This is a genomic window from Isoptericola sp. NPDC057391, from assembly GCF_042668085.1.
Classification (GTDB): Bacteria; Actinomycetota; Actinomycetes; order Actinomycetales; family Cellulomonadaceae; genus Isoptericola.
Genome location: NZ_JBHVBO010000024.1, coordinates 17953 through 37813 on the forward strand (window position 1 = coordinate 17953; position 19861 = coordinate 37813).

Sequence of the window (19861 nt, forward strand, 5' to 3'; positions counted from 1 at the left end):
CGGTCATGCCGTGCGGTCGGCCAACGCCTCCGCGAGGTCCCCGAGCGCCTGCTTCACCGGACCGTCGGGCAGCGGCGCCAGCTCGGCGGCGGCCTCGCGGGCCCACCGGCCGGCGAGGGCGCGGGTCTCGGCGAGCACGTCGTGCGCCCGCAGCTCCGCGACGACGGCGGCGAGCGCGTCGTCGCCGTCGAGGTCGCCGTCGAGCCGGGTGACGAGAGCCGCGTCCGCCGCGGAGGCCTCGCCCCGCGCGACCCGCTGACGCAGCAGCAGCACCGGCATCGTCGGCACGTGCTCGCGCAGGTCGGTGCCGGGCGTCTTGCCGGACTCGTCGCCGGAGGACGCGATGTCCAGCACGTCGTCGGCGAGCTGGAACGCGACGCCCACCTTCTCCCCGTACGCCGCCACGGCCTCGACGACCGCCGGCTCGCAGCCGCCGAACATCGCGCCGAGGCGCGCCGACGTCGCGAGCAGCGACGCCGTCTTGTCGCTGAGCACCTGCAGGTAGTGCTGCACCGGGTCGTCCTCGGGCCCGGGGCCCATCGTCTCGTGCAGCTGGCCGAGGCACATGCGCTCGAACGTGCGCGACTGCAGCACGACCGCCTCGGGGCCGAGGCCCGCGACGAGCGCGGACGCCCGGGCGAACAGGAGGTCGCCCACGAGGATCGCGACCGAGTTGCCCCACACGGTGTGCGCGGCGGGCGCCCCGCGGCGCACCGGCGCGGAGTCCATGACGTCGTCGTGGTACAGCGACGCGACCTGCGTGAGCTCCACGACGACCGCCGCGTCCACGAGCTCCGGGCGGGTCCCGTCGCCCAGCTCGCCCGCGAGCAGGGTGAGCAGCGGGCGGAACCTCTTGCCGCCGGCCGCGACGAGGTGCCGCGACGCGTCGTCGGCCAGGGCGTCCGCCGAGGCCACGGCGTCGTCGAGCGCCGCGTCCACCCGCGTCATGCGCTCGGCGAGCCGGTCGGCGAGCGCCGGGTCGGACAGCGGGATCGCCGGCGGCGCCGGGGGCGGCGTGGGCCCGGGCCGGGGGGCCGAGGCGGAAGGAGCGCGAGTCACTGTCCGAACCTATCCGGCCGGGACGCCGAACACCGCACCGAGACGGCCCTCGGCCGCGTCGGGTCGCTCACGCCCGCCGGGCCCGCTCCCACCGCCGCGGCGCCCCGCGCTCACGGCCGGAACTGCGCCGCCTGGCCGACGAGGTCCAGCGCGCCCGCCGGGAGGACGCCGAGGAGCAGCACGCCCACCGCGCACACCGCGATCGCGAACGCCGCGGGCCCGCGCGAGCCGACCACCGTCACGACCGTCCGCGACACCAGCGTGCGCGTCGCCGCACCCGTCACCGTGGCGGTGTCACCGCCGCCGGCGCCGTCCGCGCCCGGCTCGTCGCCCCCCGCCGTCCCGGACGAGGCCGCGCCCGCCGGCGCCGCGCGCCGGTCCCCGCCGGGCGGCGGGGTGAGCACCATGAGCACGATGACCCGGACGTAGAAGAACACGGAGACGGCGGACGCGAGCACGCCGAGCAGCGCGAGCGGCCACGCCCCCGCCTCGACCGCGGCCGAGAAGACGCCGAACTTCGCCACGAAGCCGGCCGTGAGCGGGATCCCCGCCATCGACAGGAGGAACAGCGAGAACGCCGCGGTGAGCCACGGGGCCTGGCGGCCCAGGCCCGCCCACTGCGCCAGCCGCGTGGCCTCCCCCAGCACCACGCCGTCGTCGGGGACCGGCCCGCCGGCCGTCCTGCCTGCGGCGTCGTCGTCGCCCGACACCGTGCGCTCGCGCACCAGCGTGACGACCGCGAACGCGCCGACCGACGCGAGCCCGTACGCGAGCAGGTAGAAGAGCACGGCCCGCGAGCCGGCCTCGTCCATCCCGACGACGCCGACCAGGAGGAACCCGGCGTGCGCGATCGCGGAGTACGCGAGCAGGCGCTTGACGTCGGTCTGCACGGCGCCGACGACGGTGCCGACGAGCATCGTGAGGATGGCGACCGCCCAGAGCGCGACCTCGACGTCGTGCCGGACCGCGGGGTTCAGGCCGTTCGCCAGCGTGAACAGCACGCGGACCAGCGCGCCCATCGCGGCGGCCTTGGTGCACGCCGCCATGAAGCCCGTGATCGGCGTGGGCGCGCCCTGGTACACGTCGGGGGTCCAGGCGTGCAGCGGCGCGGCGCCGATCTTGAACAGCAGCCCGCTGAGCACCAGCAGCAGCCCGACCACGACCAGGGCCGTCATCGACCCCAGCGGCGAGACGGACGGGTCCGCGAGCACCTGGACCACGCCCTGCAGGCGCACGGTCCCGGCGAAGCCGTAGACGAGCGCGATGCCGAAGGCGAACAGCGCGGACGCGAACGCGCCCAGCACGAAGTACTTGAACGCGGCCTCCTGGCTGAGCAGACGGCGGCGCCGCGCCGTCGCGCACAGCACGTACAGCGGCAGCGACAGCACCTCGAGCGCGACGAACATGACGATGAGGTCGTCGGTGGCCGGGAAGAGCAGCATGCCGCCGGTCGAGAACAGCAGCAGCGGGTAGATCTCGGTCTGCTGGAGGCCCGCGCGACGCGTCTCGTCCTCGTACGCCGTGCCCGGCACGGCCGCCGCGGCCGGGGCGAACGCGTCCTGGCCGGTCGTGGTGCGCTCCGCGACGACGAGCACCCCCAGCAGCGCGCACACCCCGATCACGGCCTGCACGCCCAGGCCGAACGGCGTCAGCAGGTACGACCCGCCGACCACGGACACCGCGTTCTCCTGCACCCGGTCCCACAGGAGCCCGACCGCCACGAGCGAGCCCGCGAGCGCCGCCAGGGTGAGGGCGAGCTGCGTCGTGCGCCGCGCCCGGGCGGGGACGAACGCCTCCAGGAGGACGCCGAGCACGCCCGCCGCCAGCACGATCAGCACCGGCGAGACGGCGGCCCAGTCGATGGGCGGGGCGACGAAGTCGTTCACAGCTGGCTCCCCTCGGTGACGGCGTCCTGGGCCGACGGCTGGATCACGGGCGGCGGGTCCGTCTCGCCGACCTGCTCGACCGCGACCTCCCCGGGTGCCCGCACGTAGTCGAGCACCGGGCCGGGCACGAGGCCGAGCACGAGCAGAGCCCCGACGAGCACGCCGGCCACGGTCCGCTCGCGGCCGTCGAGGTCGCGCGCGGACGCGAGCTCGGGCGTCGTCTCCCCCGTGAACATGCGCTGGTAGGTGAGCAGCACGTACACGGCGGCCAGCACGACGGCGGGCACGGCCACGAGCACGGCGGCGGGCCAGCGGGCGTACGACCCGAGGAACACCATGATCTCGGAGACGAACGTCGCCAGGCCGGGCAGCGCGGCCGCGGACAGGCCTGCCACGAGGAAGGTGCCGCCCAGGATCGGCGCCACCCGGCGCAGGCCGCCGTAGTCGCCGATGAGCTGGCTCTGGCGCGGGTGCCGCGCGATCGCGAACCCGGCGATCAGGAACAGCGCCCCGGTGGAGATGCCGTGGTTGAGCATCATGAGCCCGGAGCCGGCGGTGCCCAGCGACGTGAACGTGAAGATGCCCAGGATGATGAACCCGAAGTGCGACACCGACGTGTAGCCGATGAGCCGGAGCAGGTCGCTCTGGCCGATCGCGAGGATCGCGCCGTACAGGATCGAGATCACCGCGAGCACGATGACGAACGGCGCCGCCCAGCGGCTCGCCGCGGGGAACAGCGGCAGGCACAGGGTGAGCATCCCGAAGGTGCCCACCTTGTCGAGCACGCAGATCAGCAGCGTCGAGGTGCCGGCCGTCGAGTGCTGCGTGACGTCGGGCAGCCACGAGTGCACGGGAAACATCGGCGCCTTGATCGCGAACGCGAGGAAGAACGCGCAGAACATGAGCTTCTCGGCCGTCGGGTCGAGCGTCAGCCCCGTGAGGTTGTCGGTGAGGAAGGCCTGCGGACCGCGGTCCGCGGCCGGCACCTGCAGGTAGAGCGCGATGACGCCCACCAGCATGACCAGGCCGCCGGCCAGCGAGAACAGCAGGAACTTCACCGCGGCGTACCGGCGCTGCGGCCCCTGGCCGAACCCGCCGATGAGGAAGTACGCGGGGATCAGCATGGCCTCGAACACGACGTAGAAGAGGAACACGTCCCGGGCGACGAAGACCGTCACCATGAACGCCTCGAGCAGCAGCACGGTGGCGAGGTAGCGGCGCAGCCGCACGTGGTCGCCGCCCTGCTCGCGCCAGGCGGCGAGGATCACCAGCGGCACCAGACCCACCGACAGCGCGACGAGGAGCAGGCCCACGCCGTCGACGCCGACGGCGTAGCTGGCCCCGATCGCCGGGATCCAGGAGTGCGTCTCGGTGAGCTGGTGGGTCCCCGCGTCGCCGGTGTCGAAGGCCGCGAAGGCCCCGACCAGCAGGAGCACCTCCACCAGCGCGCCGACGAGGGCGACCGTACGGGCGGCGCCCGCCCCGAACCTGCCCCCGGTGACCGGGCCGGCGGCCGGGCGGCCCCGGCCCACGCCCGTGAGGGCCGTCGCGGCCGCGGCCACCAGCGGCCACACGATGAGGACCGTGAGCCAGGGGAACCCTGTGGACATCGTCATCCCTTCGTTCACGTCCGGATCAGCTCGCCAGCGCCCAGACGACAAGCCCGACGACGCCGAGGCCGCCGAGCATCGTCGCCGCGTACGAGCGCACGTAGCCGTTCTGCAGCCGCCGCAGCCGGGCGCCGAGGCGCCCGATGCCGCCCGCCAGGCCCAGCCAGCCGCCGTCGACCGCGGTGCGGTCCGAGTAGACGAGCGCCCGGGTGAGGTACTGCCCCGGCCGCATCACCAGCGACTCGTTGACGGCGTCCTGGTACAGGTCGACGCGCGCCGCCCGCACGACGGCGGGCGCCGCCGGCGGCTCGACCGGCACGGCCGCCATCGCGTACTGCCGGAACGCGAGGAACGCGCCGAGCAGCACGAGCACGAGCGTGAGCGTCATGAGCAGCCATACCGGCAGCACCGGCTCGTGGTGCTCCGCGTGCCCGGTGACCGGCTCCAGCCAGGTGACGAACCGGTCGCCCAGCGCCAGGAGCCCGCCGAGGAGCACCGACCCCGCTGCGAGGATGATCATCGGCCAGGTCATGAGGCGCGGGGCCTCGTGCGGGTGCCGCTCCACCGTGTGGTCCGCGCCGTCGGTGCTCCACCGCCGGCGTCCCGCGAAGGTCATGAAGAACAGCCGCGACATGTAGTAGGCCGTGATCCCGGCGCCGAGCAGCGCCGCCAGGCCGAAGACCCACGGCCGCCAGCCCTCGCCCACGAACGCGGCCTCGATGATCTTGTCCTTCGACCAGAACCCGGAGAACGGCGGCACGCCCAGGATGGCGAGCCAGCCCAGGCCCATCGTGATCGCCGTGACCGGCAGCAGCCGGGCGAGACCGCCGAAGCGGCGCATGTTCACGTCGTCGTCCATCGCGTGCATCACGGACCCGGCGCCGAGGAACAGCCCCGCCTTGAAGAAGCCGTGCGTGAGCAGGTGGAAGATCGCGAACGCGTACCCGACCGGCCCCAGGCCAGCGGCGAGCATCATGTAGCCGATCTGCGACATCGTCGACGCCGCGAGCGCCTTCTTGATGTCGTCCTTGGCGGTACCGACGATCGCCCCGAACAGGAGGGTCAGCGCGCCGACGATCGCGACGACGAGCTGCGCGTCCGGCGCGGCCTCGAGGATCGGGCCCGAGCGCACCAGCAGGTACACGCCCGCGGTCACCATCGTGGCCGCGTGGATGAGCGCGGACACCGGCGTCGGGCCCGCCATCGCGTCCCCGAGCCAGGCCTGCAGCGGCAGCTGCGCCGACTTGCCGCACGCCGCCAGCAGGAGCATGAGGCCGATCGCCGTCATCATGCCCTGACCGGCCGCCGTCGCGCCCTCGCCGGCCGCCGGCAGCACGGTGGCGAAGTCGACCGCCCCGAACGTCGCGAGCAGGAGCATCATCGCGACGATGAGCCCCATGTCGCCGACGCGGTTCATGACGAACGCCTTCTTGCCCGCGACCGCGTTCTCCCGCTTGCCGTCCCAGAACCCGATGAGCAGGAACGACGCCAGGCCCACGCCCTCCCAGCCGACGAAGAGCAGCAGGTAGGAGTCCGCGAGCACCAGCAGCAGCATCGCCGCGACGAACAGGTTGAGGTACCCGAAGAACCGGCGACGGTCGACGTCGTGGTCCATGTAGGCCACCGAGTACACGTGGATCAGCGTGCCGACGAACGTCACGAGCATCACGAACGTCATCGACAGCGGGTCCACCTGGAACCCGAGGTCCACGTGCAGGGCGCCCGCGTCGATCCAGGTGCCCACGGTGTGGGTGCCCACCCGCTCCTCTGCGGGGGTGCCGAGCATGTCGAGCAGCATCACCAGCCCGACGACGAACGTCGCCGCGCTGGCCAGCACGCCCAGCCAGTGCCCCCACCGGTCGGTGCGCCGGCCGGCGACCAGCAGCACGAGGGCGCCGATCATCGGCGTCGCGACCAGCCAGGGGGCGAGGGAGAGAGTCTGCATCGTCGTCTGCGTGTCCACAGGTCGCCTCTCAGCTGTGCAGCAGGTTGACGTCGTCGACCGAGGCCGACCGGCGGGAACGGAAGATCGTGATGATGATGGCGAGCCCCACCACGACCTCGGCCGCGGCGACCACCATGACGAAGAACGCGAGCACCTGGCCCGTCACGTCGCCGTGGATGCGCGCGAACGTCACGAACGCGAGGTTGGTGGCGTTGAGCATCAGCTCCACGCCCATGAACACCACGATGGCGTTGCGCCGCAGCAGCACCGTCGTCGCACCGATCGCGAACAGGATCGCGGCCAGCCCCAGGTAGTTCGTGATCTCCATCAGCGCACCTCCCCGTCCTCGTCGTCGGTGGTCCCGTCCGGCGCGTCGGGCTCGGCCTCGGTGGTCCGTCCGGACGACGGCCCCACGCCGATGAGGCGCGAGTCGTCGCGCGCGACGAGCGTCTCCTCCTCGGCGAGCACCGCCGTGGCCGACCGCTCCTGCCCCCGGATGCGCAGCACGCGCGGCACGGAGTGCGGCAGCGGCTCGCCGTCAGGGCCGAGCGCCGGCGTGTCCATGGCGTTGTTCTGCGCGTAGACGCCGGGCGCGGGCAGCGGCGTGAGCGTGCGGCCCTCCGGCAGGGCGGCCACCCGCGCGGCCGCAAGGACGCGCTGGGTGGGGCGCACGCTGAGCCGGCGGCGGTGCGTGAGCACGAGGCCGGCGAGCGCGGCGGTGACCAGCAGGACGCCGACGACCTCCATCGCGAGGACGTAGTCGCCCAGCAGCACGCGCGCCAGGGCCACCGGGTTGGTGAGCTCCGCGGTCGCCGCGAGCCCGACGGCGGGCGGGAACGCGGCCTGCGCGATCACGCCGAGCAGCACCACGACCAGCCCGAGGCCGAGCAGCACGCCCAGCCAGCGCTGGCCCTTGATGGTCTCGGTCAGCGAGTCGGCGGAGTCGACGCCCACGAGCATCAGCACGAACAGGAAGAGCATCATCACGGCACCCGTGTAGACGACCACCTGCACGACGCCGAGGAACGGCGCCTCCTGCGCCACGTAGAGGATGGCCAGGCCGACCATCACGAACATCACGCACACCGCGGCGTGCACCGCCTTGCGGGCGAACAGCAGCCCGAGGGCGGCGAGCACCATGAGCGGCGCGAGCACCCAGAACAGCGCGGCCTCCGCGCCCGACGCGGTCACGGCCGGCCGTCCGTCAGGTCGGGGGTGGGCAGCGTCGCCACGTGCCCGCCCTCCGCGGCCTGCCGGGTCGCGACGGCGGCCTTGGTGGCGCTGCCGCGCAGCCGGTGCCGGCGCGGGGTGGGGGGCGGCGCGTCCCCGTGCGCCACCCGGGCGGCGGCGTCCAGGGTCGGGTCGTCCGGCCGGTGCTCGCGCACCCAGTCGACCTGCTGCTCCGTCGGGCCGGTGACGTCGCCGCGGTAGTACTCGGTGTCCGTGGTCCCCTCGATCATCGGGTGCGGTGCGGCGAGCATCCCCTCGGCGAGCGGGGCGAGCAGGTCCTGCTTCTCGTAGATCATCCCGGCGCGGTCGGGGCCCGCGAGCTCGTAGTCGTTCGTCATCGTGAGCGCCCGGGTGGGGCATGCCTCGATGCACAGCCCGCAGAAGATGCAGCGCAGGTAGTTGATCTGGTAGACGCGGCCGTACCGCTCGCCGGGCGACAGGTGCGCCCCGTCGGGCAGCTCGGCGTTGTCCGCGCCCTCCACGTAGATCGCGTCCGCGGGGCACGCCCACGCGCACAGCTCGCAGCCGATGCACTTCTCCAGCCCGTCCGCGTAGCGGTTGAGCTGGTGGCGCCCGTGGTACCGGCGCTGCGGCGGCGTCTTGGTGCGCGGGTACTGCTCCGTCACCGTGGGCCGGAACATCGACGAGAACGTCACGCCGAACCCGGCCACCGGGGCGAACAGCTCTCCCAGGGGCCCCTTGGACGGGCGCAGCGGCTCGTACGGCTGGTCGGTCATCGCGTCTCCTCGGATCGGTCGACGGCGGGGTCGGGGGCGGCGGGCGCGCCCGGGACGTCGGCGGCCTGCATGACGTGCCGGCGCGCGCGGGGCGACGGCGGCAGGGCCTGCCCGGGCAGCGGCGGCACGGGGAACCCGTCGGCGAAGGCGTCGAAGTCCCGGCGCGCGTCCCCCGGTGGCCCGGAGGCGTCGGCCTTCGCCTTCCGGTCCGGCCAGAGCCACAGGAGGCCGATGACGACCACCGCCGCGACGGCGACCCCGGTGATGAGCTGGGTGCGGGTGACGCCCGCGAGGCCGAGGTACTGGAACACGCTGAGCACCACGACCCACGCCAGCGCGACCGGGATGAGCACCTTCCACCCGAACGACATGAACTGGTCGTAGCGCAGGCGCAGCAGCGTGCCGCGCACCCAGACGAACACGAACATGACCAGCCAGAGCTTGACCAGGAACCACAGCACCGGCCACCAGCCGGTGTTGAACATCCCGTCGTTGATCGCCGACAGCGGCCACGGGGCCCGCCAACCACCGAGGAACAGCGTGGTCGCGACCGCGGAGACGTTGAGCATGTTGATGTACTCCGCCAGGAAGAACCAGGCGAACTTCATCGAGCTGTACTCGGTCATGTAGCCGGAGACGAGCTCGCCCTCGGCCTCCGGCAGGTCGAACGGGAGCCGGTTGGTCTCGCCGATCATCGAGATGACGTAGACGACGAACGCGGGAAGCAGCGGCAGGAACCACCAGATGCTCGTCTGCGACGCCACGATCTGGGAGGTCGACATCGAGCCGGCCATGATGAACACGCTGACCAGCGAGAGCCCCATCGCGAGCTCGTACGAGATCACCTGGGCCGTGGACCGCACCGCGCCGAGCAGGGGGTAGGTGGACCCCGACGACCAGCCGCCGAGCACGATCCCGTACACGCCCATCGACGCGCAGGCCAGCACGTACAGGACCGCCACCGGGAAGTCGGTGAGCTGCGCGGGCGTCGTGTAGTCGGTGAACGGGATCGTCACCTCGGGGCCGAACGGGATGACTGCGAACACCAGCAGCGCGCAGAACACCGAGATCATCGGCGCCAGCAGGTACACGATCCGGTCCGCCCGGGTGACGTTCACGTCCTCCTTGAGCAGCAGCTTCATCGCGTCCGCGAGCGACTGCAGCAGGCCGAACGGCCCGTGCCAGTTGGGGCCGGGGCGCACCTGCATGCGCGCCACGACCTTCCGCTCGAACCAGATGGCGAAGAGCACGCTGGTCAGCAGGAAGACGACGATGAGCACCGCCTTGATCAGCGACACCCACAGCCAGTCGTTGCTGAAGTCGGACGCGACCCCCGGGATCATGCGGCCCCTCCCTGTGCCTTCTCGTCGGTCGAGCCTGGGACCCCGCCCGCGGCGACCGGCTCCGGCGGGCCGATCCGCACGAGGTCGCCCGGCGCGGCGCCGAGCTCGTCGTGCACCCGGCACCCGCGCGACGCGAGCGGCAGCCACACGACGTGGTCGACCATCTCCGTGATGGCGACGGGCACCGTCACCGCGCCGCGGTCGGTGGACACGGTCACCCGGTCGCCGTCGTACACGTCGACCGCGGCCGCCGTGGCCGCGGACATCCGCGCGACGGGCCGCTTGGCCGTGCCGGCGAGGAACTGCTCGCCGTCCTGGAGGGCACCGTCGTCGAGCAGCAGGTGCCAGCTCGCCAGCACGGCGGACCCGGCCGGCACCGCCGGCGGCTCGACCGGCTCGGACCGCGGGGCCGGCACGCGGGCGCCGCCCCACGCGGGCAGGGCGGCGATCGCACGGTGCGCGTCGAGCGGGGTGGCCGCGCCGAGCGCGACGCCGGCCTGGGCGGCGAGCGCGTCGAGCACCCGGTGGTCGGGCAGCGCGGCCGACTCCAGCGCCTGGCCGAACGCGCGGACACGGCCCTCCCAGTTCCAGTACGACCCCGCCCTCTCGCCGGGAGGAGCAACAGGAAGCACGACGTCCGCCAGCTCGGTCACCTCCGAGCGCCGGACCTCGAGCGAGACGACGAAGCCCGCGGCCCCGAGGGCACGCCTGGCGTGCGCCGGGTCGGGCAGGTCGGCGAGCTCGACGCCGCCGACGAGGGCGCCGCCGAGCTGGCCGACCGAGAGGGCGTCGAGGATCTCCGCGACGTCACGCCCCGGCGCTGCGGGCAGGGCGTCGGCGTCGACGCCCCACGCCGCGGCCACCTCGGCGCGGGCCGCGGGGTCGGTGAGCGGGCGACCGCCGGGCAGCAGCCCGGGCAGCAGGCCCGCCTCGACGCCGCCGCGCTCCCCCGCGCGGCGCGGGATCCAGGCGACGCGGGCGCCGGTGGCCTCCGCGAGCCTCAGCACGGCCCCGTAGGCGCCGGGCGCCGACGCGAGCCGCTCACCCACGAGGATCAGCGCGCCGTCGGCCGCGAGGCCGTCGGCGACGGCGCCCAGCGTCTCCCCGGTCCGGCCCGTGTCGGAGTCGGCGGGCACCAGGCCGCCGCCGGCGCGGGTGGCGAGGATGCCCAGCCACTCCGCCTCGGTGCCGGGCGCGGCGGGCAGCAGCTCGCCGTCGAGCCGGGCGAGCCCACGGCTCGCGAACGGCGCGATCGACCACACCTTGGTGCCGTGCTTGCGCACCCCCTTGCGCAGCCGCAGGAAGGTGACGCCGGCCTCCTCCTCGGCCTCGAGCCCGGCGAGCAGCACGGTCGGGGCGGCCTCGACGTCGCCGAACGTCACGCCGACGCCGGTGCCCGCCACCGCGTGGCCCAGGAACGCCGTCTCCTCGGCCGAGCCCACGCGGACCCGCTGGTCGACGTCGTCCGTGCCGAGCACGGTCCGCGCGAACCGCGACCAGGCGAACGCGTCCTCGACGGTCAGCCGGCCCCCGGGCAGCACCCCGACCCCGCCCGCCGCACGGGCGGCGGCCAGGCCCTCGGCCGCGAGCTCGAACGCCTCCACCCACGACGCCGGCCGCAGCTCCCCGCGGGACACGACGGCGCCGTGCTCGTCGAGCACGCGGTCCCGCACCAGCGGGACGGTGAGCCGGTCGGGCGCCGCCTGCCACGTGAAGGCGAAGCGGTCCTTGTCGGTGATCCACTCCTCGTTGACCGCCGGGTCCTCCCCCGACAGCCGCCGCAGCACCACGCCGCGCCGGTGGTCCACCCGGATCGCGGAGCCGCACGAGTCGTGCTCGGAGATCCCCGGCGTCGACACCAGGTCGAAGGGCCGGGAGCGGAACCGGTAGGCCGCGCCCGTGAGCGCGCCCACCGGGCAGATCTGCACGGTGTTGCCGGAGAAGTACGACGCGAACGGCTGCCCGCCGGCGGTCGCGGCCGAGGCCCCGAACGTCTCCTCCGCCGGCTGGCCGGGCGGGGGCGTGAAGTCGAGCACGGTCTCGTCGAACCGGCCGATCTGCTGGTGCGCGCCGCGCTCCTGGAGCGCGATGAACGCGTCGCCCGCGATCTCGTCGCTGAACCGGGTGCAGCGCTGGCACAGCACGCAGCGCTCGCGATCCAGCAGGATCTCGGTCGACACCGCGATCGGCTTGGGGAACGTGCGCTTGACGTCCTCGAACCGGGTCTCCGCGCGCCCGTTGCTCATCGCCTGGTTCTGCAGGGGGCACTCGCCGCCCTTGTCGCACACCGGGCAGTCCAGCGGGTGGTTCATGAGCAGCAGCTCCATGACCCCGTGCTGCGCCTTGTCCGCGACCGGCGAGGTGCGCTGCGTCTTGACGACCATGCCCGGCGTGACCGTCATCGTGCACGAGGCCTGCGGCTTCGGCATGGGCCGCACGTTGCCCTCGCGGTCGGGCATCGCGACCTCGACCAGGCACTGCCGGCACGCGCCGGCAGGCTCGAGCAGCGGGTGGTCGCAGAACCGCGGGATCTGGATGCCTACCTGCTCGGCCGCGCGGATGATCAGCGTGCCCTTGGGCACCGTCACCTCGACCTCGTCGATGGTGAGCGTGACCGTCTCCACCGGGGGCGCGGCCGCGGTGGACTTGTCCGTGGTCGCCGTCATCAGTGACCTCCCGCCCCGGCGAGCGCCGGCGACTGCTTGGGGGTGTACGGGAACAGGGCGCTGGCGCGCGGGTCGAAGGGGCACCCGCGTGAGTCGATGTGCGCCTGGTACTCGTCGCGGAAGAGCTGGATGCTCGACGTCACCGGCGACGTCGCGCCGTCGCCGAGCGCGCAGAACGCGCGGCCGAGGATGTTGTCGCACAGGTCGAGCAGCAGGTCGACGTCGCGCTCCTCGCCCCGTCCCGCCTCGATGCGGTGCAGCACCTGCTTGAGCCAGTAGGTGCCCTCGCGGCAGGGCGTGCACTTGCCGCACGACTCGTGCGCGTAGAAGTCGGTCCACCGGCTGACGGCCCGGACGACGCACGTCGTCTCGTCGAAGAGCTGGAGCGCGCGGGTGCCGAGCATGGACCCGGCCGCGCCCACCGACTCGTAGTCGAGCGGGGTGTCGAGGTGGTCGGCCGTGAAGAGCGGCGTCGACGACCCGCCCGGCGTCCAGAACTTCAGCTCGTGCCCGGCGCGCATCCCGCCGGCGAGGTCGAGCAGCTCGCGCAGCGTGATCCCGAGCGGCGCCTCGTACTGGCCCGGCCGGGTCACGTGCCCCGACAGGGAGAACAGGCCGTGCCCCTGGGACTTCTCGGTGCCCATGCCGGCGAACCAGTCGGCCCCGCGGGCGACGATGCCCGGCACGGACGCGATCGACTCCACGTTGTTGACCACGGTGGGCCGCGCGTACAGGCCCGCGACGGCGGGGAACGGCGGCTTGAGCCGCGGCTGGCCGCGCTTGCCCTCGAGCGAGTCGAGCAGCGCCGTCTCCTCGCCGCAGATGTAGGCGCCGGCGCCCGCGTGCACGGTGACGTCCAGGTCGAAGCCGGAGCCGAGCACGTCCGTGCCGAGGAACCCGGCGTCGTACGCCTCCTGCACCGCCGCCATCAGCCGGCGGTACACGTGCAGCACCTCCCCGCGCACGTACACGAACGCGTGGTGGCAGCCGATCGCGTAGCTGGTGATCGCGATGCCCTCCACCAGGTGCTGCGGGCTCGCCAGCATCAGCGGGATGTCCTTGCAGGTGCCCGGCTCGGACTCGTCCGCGTTGACCACGAGGTAGCGCGGGCCGCCGTCCGGCGGGGGCAGGAAGCCCCACTTCATGCCGGTCGGGAACCCGGCGCCGCCGCGGCCGCGGAGCCCGGAGTCCTTGACCGTCTGCACGAGGTCGGCGGGCTCCATGGTCAGGGCCTTGCGCAGCCCGGCGTACCCGCCGGCGGCCTCGTACGACGCGAGCTTCCACGACCGGTCCGCGTCCCATGTGTCCGTGAGCACCGGCATGAGATCAGTCATCGCTGCCGCCCTTCTCCGGCTCGGGGTTCGCGTCGCCGCCCGACGGCGACCGGCCGGGGCTCTCGTCCCCCGGCGCGGCCGGCGTGCGCTCCGCGCTGGACTGCGCCGTCCCCGTCTCGGGCGGGACGTCGCCGGTCGCACCGGTCGAGGCCTCCTGCCGCGCGGGCTCGGCCGTCGCCTCCCCGCCGTCGACGGCGGCCGCCGCGCGCGCCAGCCGCAGCCCGGCGAGGGTCGGCTCCCCCGCGCCCACGCCCTCGTCGGCGCGGCCGTCGGTGAACCCCGCGAGCACGCGGCTCATCTGCCTGAAGCCGCACACCGACGACGCGCCGCGCGTGGGCGCCACCGGCTCGCCCGCCCGCAACCGGTCGGCGAGGTCCGTCGCCGACTCCGGCGTCTGGTTGTCGAAGAACTCCCAGTTGACCATCACGACCGGCGCGTAGTCGCAGGCCGCGTTGCACTCGACGCGCTCGAGCGTGATCGCGCCGTCCTCGGTGGTCTCGTCGTGCCCGACGCCGAGGTGCTCGCTCAGCTCGTCGAAGATCGCGTCGCCGCCCATCACCGCGCACAGGGTGTTGGTGCACACGCCCACCGTGTAGGTGCCGTTGGGGTGCCGCTTGTACTGCGTGTAGAACGTGGCGACGGCGCTCACCTCGGCGGGCGTCATCTCGAGCTGCTCGGCGCAGAACAGGATCCCGTCGCGGCTCACGTAGCCGTCCACGGACTGCACCAGGTGCAGCATCGGCAGCAGCCCGGAGCGCGGGTCCGGGTAGCGCGCCTTGATCGCCGCGGCGTCGGCGGCCAGCGACGCGAGCGTGTCGGCGTCGTACCGCGTGGCCGAGCGGGCGCTCGTGGGTTCTGCCGTCATCGGTCGACCCCTCCCAGCACGGGGTCCAGGGACGCGACGGCGACGACGACGTCGGCCACCTGGCCGCCCTCGCACATCACCGACACGGCCTGGAGGTTGTTGAACGACGGGTCGCGGAAGTGCGCCCGGTACGGCTTGGTGCCGCCGTCGGACACCGCGTGCACGCCCAGCTCGCCGCGCGGGTGCTCGACGGTCTGCCACGCCTGCCCGGCCGGCACCCGGAAGCCCTCCGTGACGAGCTTGAAGTGGTGGATCAGGGCCTCCATCGAGGTGCCCATGATCTGGCGGATGTGGTCCAGCGAGTTGCCCTGCCCGTCGGCGCCGACGGCGAGCTGCGCTGGCCACGCGATCTTCTTGTCCGCCACCATGACCGGCGCCCCCGAGGTCGACTCCAGCCGCGCGAGCGCCTGCTCGACGATGCGCAGCGACTGGTAGCACTCCTCCAGGCGCAGCACCACGCGCGAGTAGCAGTCCGCGTCGGTCGACGTCGGGACGTCGAAGTCGTACGTCTCGTACCCGGAGTACGGGAACGCCTTGCGCACGTCGTAGGGCAGCCCCGTGGAGCGCAGCACCGGCCCCGTGACACCCAGCGCCATGCAGCCGGCGAGGTTGAGCACCCCGACGTCGGTGAGCCGCGCCTTGAAGATCGGGTTCGCGAGCATGAGGTCGCCGAGCTGGCCCAGGTAGTGGCGGATCTTCGGCAGCGCCGCCCGGACCTGGTCCTCGAACCCCTCCGGCACGTCCTGCGCGACGCCGCCCGGCCGCACGTACGCGTGGTTCATCCGCAGCCCGGTGACGGCCTCGAACAGCCGGAGGATCTCCTCGCGGGCGGTGAAGCCGATCGTCATGACCGTCGTCGCGCCCATCTCGTTGCCGCCCGTGCCCAGGCACACCAGGTGGGACGCCACCCGGTTGAGCTCCATCATCAGCACGCGGATGATCGACGCCCGCTCCGGCACGTCGTCGGTGATGCCGAGCAGCTTCTCGGTGGCGAGGCAGTACGCCGTCTCCTGGAAGAGCGGCGCGAGGTAGTCCATCCGGGTGCAGAACGTGGTGCCCTGCGCCCAGGTGCGGAACTCCATGTTCTTCTCGATGCCGGTGTGCAGGTAGCCGATGCCGCAGCGGGCCTCGGTGACCGTCTCGCCGTCGATCTCGAGCATGAGGCGCAGCACCCCGTGCGTGGACGGGTGCTGCGGGCCCATGTTGACGACGATGCGCTCCTCGCCCACGGCCTCGCGGGCGATCTCGTCCCAGTCGCCGCCGGACGCCTCGAAGCCCGGGATTCCGGGGTCGAACTCGTCGGCGGTCGGCGGCCGGGTGGCGCTGAAGGTTCCAGTAGTCACGAGTACGACCTCCTGGTGTCCGGCGGCGGCACCGTGGCGCCCTTGTACTCCACGGGGATGCCGCCGAGCGGGTAGTCCTTGCGCTGCGGGTGTCCCGGCCAGTCGTCCGGCATCTCGATGCGGGCCAGGCCGGGGTGGTCGTCGAAGACGATCCCGAAGAAGTCCCAGGTCTCGCGCTCGTGCCAGTCGTTGGTGGGGTACACCGACGTGGTGGAGGGGACGTGCGGGTCGGCGTCGGGCACCGCGACCTCGAGCCGCAGCCGGCGGCCGTGCGTCACGGAGGTGAGGTGGTAGACGGCGTGCAGCTCGCGTCCCGTGTCCTGCGGGTAGTGCACGCCCGAGACGCCGAGGCTGAGCTCGAACCGCAGGTCCTGGTCGTCGCGCAGCGCCTGGCAGACCGCCAGGAGGTGCTCGCGCGCGACGTGCAGCGTGAGCTCGGCGTGCGGGCTCGGCGGGTCGGTGTGCGGGTCGACCGCGACGCGCTCCACCGCGTCGTCGAACGCGACGCCCTGGTCGCCGAGCACCTCGGCGAGCACGTCCACGGCCTCGTCGAACCAGCCGCCGTACGGCCGCGTCGCGGCGCCGGGCATCGCGACCGGCTGCACCAGGCCGCCGTACCCCGACGTGTCGCCCGAGCCGTGGACGCCGAACATCCCGCGCCGCACCTCGACGACCTCGGGCCCCCGACCGCCGCGGCCGGCCTGCTCGCTGCCCGAGACCAGCTCCCCCGACCGGGGCCCGAGCACCTCCTCGGGCTGCGGGACGGGCTGGTCCGCCGCGCGACCGCCCGCCGTCGTGCCGTCGCTCATCGCAGCAGCCCCTTGAGCTCGAACGTCGGGGTGGCCTCGAGCGCCGCCGCCTCGGCGGCCGCGGCCGCCTCCTTGCGGTTCACGCCCAGCGGCGAGTCCTGGATGTGCTGGTGCAGCGCGAGGATCGCGTTGATGAGCATCTCTGGGCGGGGCGGGCAGCCCGGCAGGTACACGTCGACCGGGACGATGTGGTCGACGCCCTGCACGATCGCGTAGTTGTTGAACATGCCGCCGCTGGACGCGCACACGCCCATGGACAGCACCCACTTGGGCTCGCTCATCTGGTCGTAGACCTGCCGCACGACGGGCGCCATCTTCTGGCTCACCCGGCCCGCGACGATCATGAGGTCCGCCTGCCGCGGCGACGCCCGGAACACCTCCATGCCGAACCGCGACAGGTCGAACCGCGACGCGCCCGCCGCCATCATCTCGATGGCGCAGCACGCCAACCCGAACGTCACCGGCCATACGGACGCCTTGCGCAGGTAGCCCGCCAGGTCCTCGATCGTCGTCAGCAGGAAGCCCGACGGAGCCTCTTCCAGGCCCATGACCCCTCCCCTTCGTGAACATCGGCGTGAGGATCCTCGGCGCCGATGCCGTCCGTCGTTCCGTGTCGTGCTGGGTGGTGCTGGTGGTGCGCCCGGGGCTAGACCCAGGTGAGGCCGCCGCGCCGCCACTCGTAGACGAACGGCACGGTGATGAGGGCGAGGAACGTGAGCATCGCGACGAGGCCGAAGCCGGCCAGCACCGCGAAGTCCACCGCCCACGGGTAGAGGAAGACCACCTCGATGTCGAAGACGATGAACGTCATCGCGACCAGGTAGTACTTGACCGGCAGCCGCCCGCCGCCGACCGCGTGCGGCGTCGGCTCGATGCCGCACTCGTAGGCGTCGAGCTTGGCCCGGTTGTAGCGCTTGGGCCCGATGACGGCGCTGGCCGCCACGCCGCCCACGGCGAGCACCAGCGCCACGCCCATGAGCATGAGGACCGGCACGTACGGGTTCGTCATCGCGAGCCCCCCGTCCGCACGGCCGTCTCGACCTCGTGCATCTCGACCACTCCCTTGTGCTCGTGTGCGCTCATGCTCTGCTGGCCTCACCCGATCGTCGTGCCGCGCTCATGCCGACGCGACCACCCTCGTGAGCCCCGCGATGACCCGGTCCACCCAGTCACCGCCGCGCGGCTCGTAGCAGTCGGACAGCAGCTTGAGCACGAACCGCATGACCACCGGCCGCGGCAGCCCGTGCTTCACGCAGATCCGCATGATCTGCGGGTGCTCGATGAGCCGCACGAACCAGCGGCCCAGCGTGTAGTAGCCGCCCAGGTCGGCCCGCATCCGGTCGGCGTAGGAGGCGAGCGTCCGCTCCCGCGCGTCGTCCGTGGTGCGCGTGCGCGCCTGCGCGATCGCGTCGGCCGCCACCCGGCCCGCCTGCAGGGCGTAGGCGATGCCCTCGCCGTTGAACGGGCTGACCATCCCGGCCGCGTCGCCCACCAGCACCGCGCCGTCGCGGTAGAGCGGGCTGCGGTTGAAGCCCATCGGCAGCGCGGCGCCGCGGATCGGGCCCACCTGGTTCTCGGGCGTGAACCCCCACTCGGCGGGGGCGTTGCGCATCCAGGCCTGCATCATGCCCTTGTAGTCGTGCCCGTGAGCGGACTGGCGGGCGGGCGTGGAGCTCACGGAGCCGAGGCCGACGTTGGCCGTGCCGTCGCCGAGCGCGAAGATCCAGCCGTAGCCGGGCAGGAGGTTCGACGCACCCGGCGCGCCGTCCCACAGCTCGAGGTGCGACTCCATCCACGCGTCCTCGTGGCGGGACGTGCCCTCCGTCCGGAAGTACGTGCGCACCGCCGTGCCGAGCGGGCGGTCGTCGCGGCGGGCGATGCCGAGCCCCGTCGCGAAGCGCGAGGAGACGCCGTCGGCGGCGACGACGACGGGCGCGCGGTAGGTCGTCTCGGCGCCGTCGGCGCGCCCGCGGACGTCGAGGGCCTGCGCCCGCACGCCGACGACGCGGCCGTCGCGCTCGTCGAGGACCGGGCCGGTCACCTTGGTGCGCTCGAGCAGCTTGGCGCCGCCGGCCTGCGCGTGCTGCGCGAGCCGGTGGTCCAGGGACGTCCGGGCGCGGGCCATGCCGTAGCCGGGATACGAGTCGAGGTCGGGCCAGGGCAGCTCCCACGACCGGGCGCCGGCGACCACGCGCAGGCCCTCGTTGCGGATCCAGCCGTCGTCCTCGCGGGTGCCGAGCCCCATGCGGGCCAGCTCGCCGACGGCGCGCGGCGTCAGCCCGTCGCCGCACACCTTGTCGCGAGGGAAGGACGCCTTGTCGAGCAGGAGGACGTCGAGACCTGCGGCAGCGCACCAGTGGGCCGTGGACGTCCCCGCCGGGCCGGCGCCCACGACGATGACGTCGGCGTCGTCCACGCGACCTGACCGCACGTGCTCACCTCGATCCCTCGAGCGTCCCGGCGACGGTGCCGGAGTCGATTTGTGAACCCCATCACAACTCTTGCGAGCACTCTAGTCACGTTCGGGCGGCGCTGTGTAGGAAGGTAAGCCTTCCTTCCCGGCGCGCCGGTCCACGGGGCGGCGGGACGGTGCGTCCTCGCAGGTCCGGCAGGGTGCCGACGCCGGCATGTCGCGGGGTGCGTACGACGGCGGTCGCGCCTACGGTCGTGCGCACGACCCACGACCCGGCCGTCAGCGGCCACCAACCGCACGACCATGAGGAGGCGCGACATGAAGGCAGGACCGGCATTCGTCGTCGGCGCGGCGCTCGGCTACCTGCTCGGCACCGAGAAGGGCCGGCAGCAGCTCGACAAGGCCAAGGACTGGGCGACGGAGACCTGGAACGACCCGCGTGTGCAGGCCAAGGTCTCGGACGTCACGAGCAGCGTGACCGAGTTCGCCAAGGAGCAGGGCAGCGCCCTCAAGGACCGCGCCCCCGGCAGCTCACCCAGCTGACCACGATCTGTTCGGCAGCGGGTGGATCAGTTCGGCACGCGGCGTTGCCGAACTGATCCACCCGCTGCCGAACAGATC

At 73.4% G+C, this 19861-nt stretch carries 17 protein-coding genes; 1 reads left to right on the plus strand and 16 read right to left on the minus strand.

The window, feature by feature from the left end; translation table 11 throughout:
* Positions 1-3: 3 nt before the first annotated feature.
* The 16 genes from ACFUVW_RS05725 to ACFUVW_RS05800 form a co-directional block, all read right to left on the minus strand.
* A complete protein-coding gene (locus tag ACFUVW_RS05725) occupies positions 4-1059 on the minus strand; it encodes a polyprenyl synthetase family protein (RefSeq protein ID WP_430570387.1) in 1056 nt (351 codons plus the stop codon).
* Between the two features lie 110 nt (positions 1060-1169).
* Entirely contained in the window at positions 1170-2945 is a 1776-nt protein-coding gene (gene nuoN / locus ACFUVW_RS05730; RefSeq protein ID WP_430570388.1) for an NADH-quinone oxidoreductase subunit NuoN, read from the minus strand.
* Positions 2942-4555, minus strand: coding sequence for an NADH-quinone oxidoreductase subunit M (locus tag ACFUVW_RS05735; protein WP_430570389.1), 1614 nt, complete (start codon positions 4553-4555; stop codon positions 2942-2944). The genes nuoN and ACFUVW_RS05735 overlap by 4 nt, the downstream gene beginning before the upstream one ends.
* A gap of 25 nt (positions 4556-4580) precedes the next feature.
* Positions 4581-6500 carry an NADH-quinone oxidoreductase subunit L gene (nuoL, locus tag ACFUVW_RS05740; RefSeq protein ID WP_430570390.1) on the minus strand — a complete coding sequence of 640 codons (1920 nt, stop codon included), beginning with the start codon at positions 6498-6500 and terminating at the stop codon, positions 4581-4583.
* Positions 6501-6528: 28 nt separating this feature from the next.
* Positions 6529-6828, minus strand: coding sequence for an NADH-quinone oxidoreductase subunit NuoK (gene nuoK, locus ACFUVW_RS05745; RefSeq protein WP_430550571.1), 300 nt, complete (start codon positions 6826-6828; stop codon positions 6529-6531).
* Positions 6828-7691, minus strand: a complete 864-nt coding sequence (locus ACFUVW_RS05750) for an NADH-quinone oxidoreductase subunit J (protein WP_430570391.1) — start codon at positions 7689-7691, stop codon at positions 6828-6830. The genes nuoK and ACFUVW_RS05750 overlap by 1 nt, the downstream gene beginning before the upstream one ends.
* A complete protein-coding gene (nuoI, locus tag ACFUVW_RS05755; RefSeq protein WP_430570392.1) occupies positions 7688-8467 on the minus strand; it encodes an NADH-quinone oxidoreductase subunit NuoI in 780 nt (259 codons plus the stop codon). Before nuoI ends, ACFUVW_RS05750 begins: the two co-directional genes overlap by 4 nt.
* The gene (gene nuoH / locus ACFUVW_RS05760; RefSeq protein ID WP_430570393.1) at positions 8464-9810 is read right to left on the minus strand and encodes an NADH-quinone oxidoreductase subunit NuoH; all 1347 of its coding nucleotides are present in this window, start codon (positions 9808-9810) and stop codon (positions 8464-8466) included. Before nuoH ends, nuoI begins: the two co-directional genes overlap by 4 nt.
* Positions 9807-12476, minus strand: a complete 2670-nt coding sequence (locus ACFUVW_RS05765) for an NADH-quinone oxidoreductase subunit G (protein WP_430570394.1) — start codon at positions 12474-12476, stop codon at positions 9807-9809. Before ACFUVW_RS05765 ends, nuoH begins: the two co-directional genes overlap by 4 nt.
* Positions 12476-13810, minus strand: a complete 1335-nt coding sequence (gene nuoF / locus ACFUVW_RS05770) for an NADH-quinone oxidoreductase subunit NuoF (RefSeq protein WP_430570395.1) — start codon at positions 13808-13810, stop codon at positions 12476-12478. Before nuoF ends, ACFUVW_RS05765 begins: the two co-directional genes overlap by 1 nt.
* Complete coding sequence (nuoE, locus tag ACFUVW_RS05775; RefSeq protein ID WP_430570396.1) at positions 13803-14675, minus strand: NADH-quinone oxidoreductase subunit NuoE; 873 nt, start codon at positions 14673-14675, stop codon at positions 13803-13805. Before nuoE ends, nuoF begins: the two co-directional genes overlap by 8 nt.
* Positions 14672-16018, minus strand: coding sequence for an NADH-quinone oxidoreductase subunit D (locus ACFUVW_RS05780; RefSeq protein ID WP_430570397.1), 1347 nt, complete (start codon positions 16016-16018; stop codon positions 14672-14674). The genes nuoE and ACFUVW_RS05780 overlap by 4 nt, the downstream gene beginning before the upstream one ends.
* Positions 16015-16827, minus strand: coding sequence for an NADH-quinone oxidoreductase subunit C (locus ACFUVW_RS05785; RefSeq protein ID WP_430570398.1), 813 nt, complete (start codon positions 16825-16827; stop codon positions 16015-16017). The genes ACFUVW_RS05780 and ACFUVW_RS05785 overlap by 4 nt, the downstream gene beginning before the upstream one ends.
* Positions 16824-17375: a NuoB/complex I 20 kDa subunit family protein gene (locus ACFUVW_RS05790; RefSeq protein WP_429735902.1), complete on the minus strand. Its 552-nt coding sequence runs from the start codon at positions 17373-17375 to the stop codon at positions 16824-16826. The genes ACFUVW_RS05785 and ACFUVW_RS05790 overlap by 4 nt, the downstream gene beginning before the upstream one ends.
* A gap of 98 nt (positions 17376-17473) precedes the next feature.
* Positions 17474-17836, minus strand: coding sequence for an NADH-quinone oxidoreductase subunit A (locus tag ACFUVW_RS05795; protein ID WP_429735904.1), 363 nt, complete (start codon positions 17834-17836; stop codon positions 17474-17476).
* A 108-nt stretch (positions 17837-17944) separates the two neighbouring features.
* Positions 17945-19258, minus strand: a complete 1314-nt coding sequence (locus ACFUVW_RS05800) for a geranylgeranyl reductase family protein (RefSeq protein ID WP_430570399.1) — start codon at positions 19256-19258, stop codon at positions 17945-17947.
* Between the two features lie 300 nt (positions 19259-19558).
* On the opposite strand from ACFUVW_RS05800, the gene ACFUVW_RS05805 reads away from it, so the two are divergent.
* Positions 19559-19783 carry a YtxH domain-containing protein gene (locus ACFUVW_RS05805; protein WP_430570400.1) on the plus strand — a complete coding sequence of 75 codons (225 nt, stop codon included), beginning with the start codon at positions 19559-19561 and terminating at the stop codon, positions 19781-19783.
* The last annotated feature ends 78 nt before the right edge of the window (positions 19784-19861 follow it).

Coding starts and splice junctions, on each gene's coding strand:
- ACFUVW_RS05735 (WP_430570389.1), bottom strand. CDS start 4,555: ATGTCCACAGGGTTCCCCTGGCTCACGGTCCTCATCGTGTGGCCGCTG.
- nuoL (WP_430570390.1), bottom strand. CDS start 6,500: ATGCAGACTCTCTCCCTCGCCCCCTGGCTGGTCGCGACGCCGATGATC.
- nuoK (WP_430550571.1), bottom strand. CDS start 6,828: ATGGAGATCACGAACTACCTGGGGCTGGCCGCGATCCTGTTCGCGATC.
- nuoI (WP_430570392.1), bottom strand. CDS start 8,467: ATGACCGACCAGCCGTACGAGCCGCTGCGCCCGTCCAAGGGGCCCCTG.
- nuoH (WP_430570393.1), bottom strand. CDS start 9,810: ATGATCCCGGGGGTCGCGTCCGACTTCAGCAACGACTGGCTGTGGGTG.
- ACFUVW_RS05765 (WP_430570394.1), bottom strand. CDS start 12,476: ATGACGGCGACCACGGACAAGTCCACCGCGGCCGCGCCCCCGGTGGAG.
- nuoF (WP_430570395.1), bottom strand. CDS start 13,810: ATGACTGATCTCATGCCGGTGCTCACGGACACATGGGACGCGGACCGG.
- nuoE (WP_430570396.1), bottom strand. CDS start 14,675: ATGACGGCAGAACCCACGAGCGCCCGCTCGGCCACGCGGTACGACGCC.
- ACFUVW_RS05785 (WP_430570398.1), bottom strand. CDS start 16,827: ATGAGCGACGGCACGACGGCGGGCGGTCGCGCGGCGGACCAGCCCGTC.
- ACFUVW_RS05790 (WP_429735902.1), bottom strand. CDS start 17,375: ATGGGCCTGGAAGAGGCTCCGTCGGGCTTCCTGCTGACGACGATCGAG.
- ACFUVW_RS05795 (WP_429735904.1), bottom strand. CDS start 17,836: ATGACGAACCCGTACGTGCCGGTCCTCATGCTCATGGGCGTGGCGCTG.
- ACFUVW_RS05805 (WP_430570400.1), top strand. CDS start 19,559: ATGAAGGCAGGACCGGCATTCGTCGTCGGCGCGGCGCTCGGCTACCTG.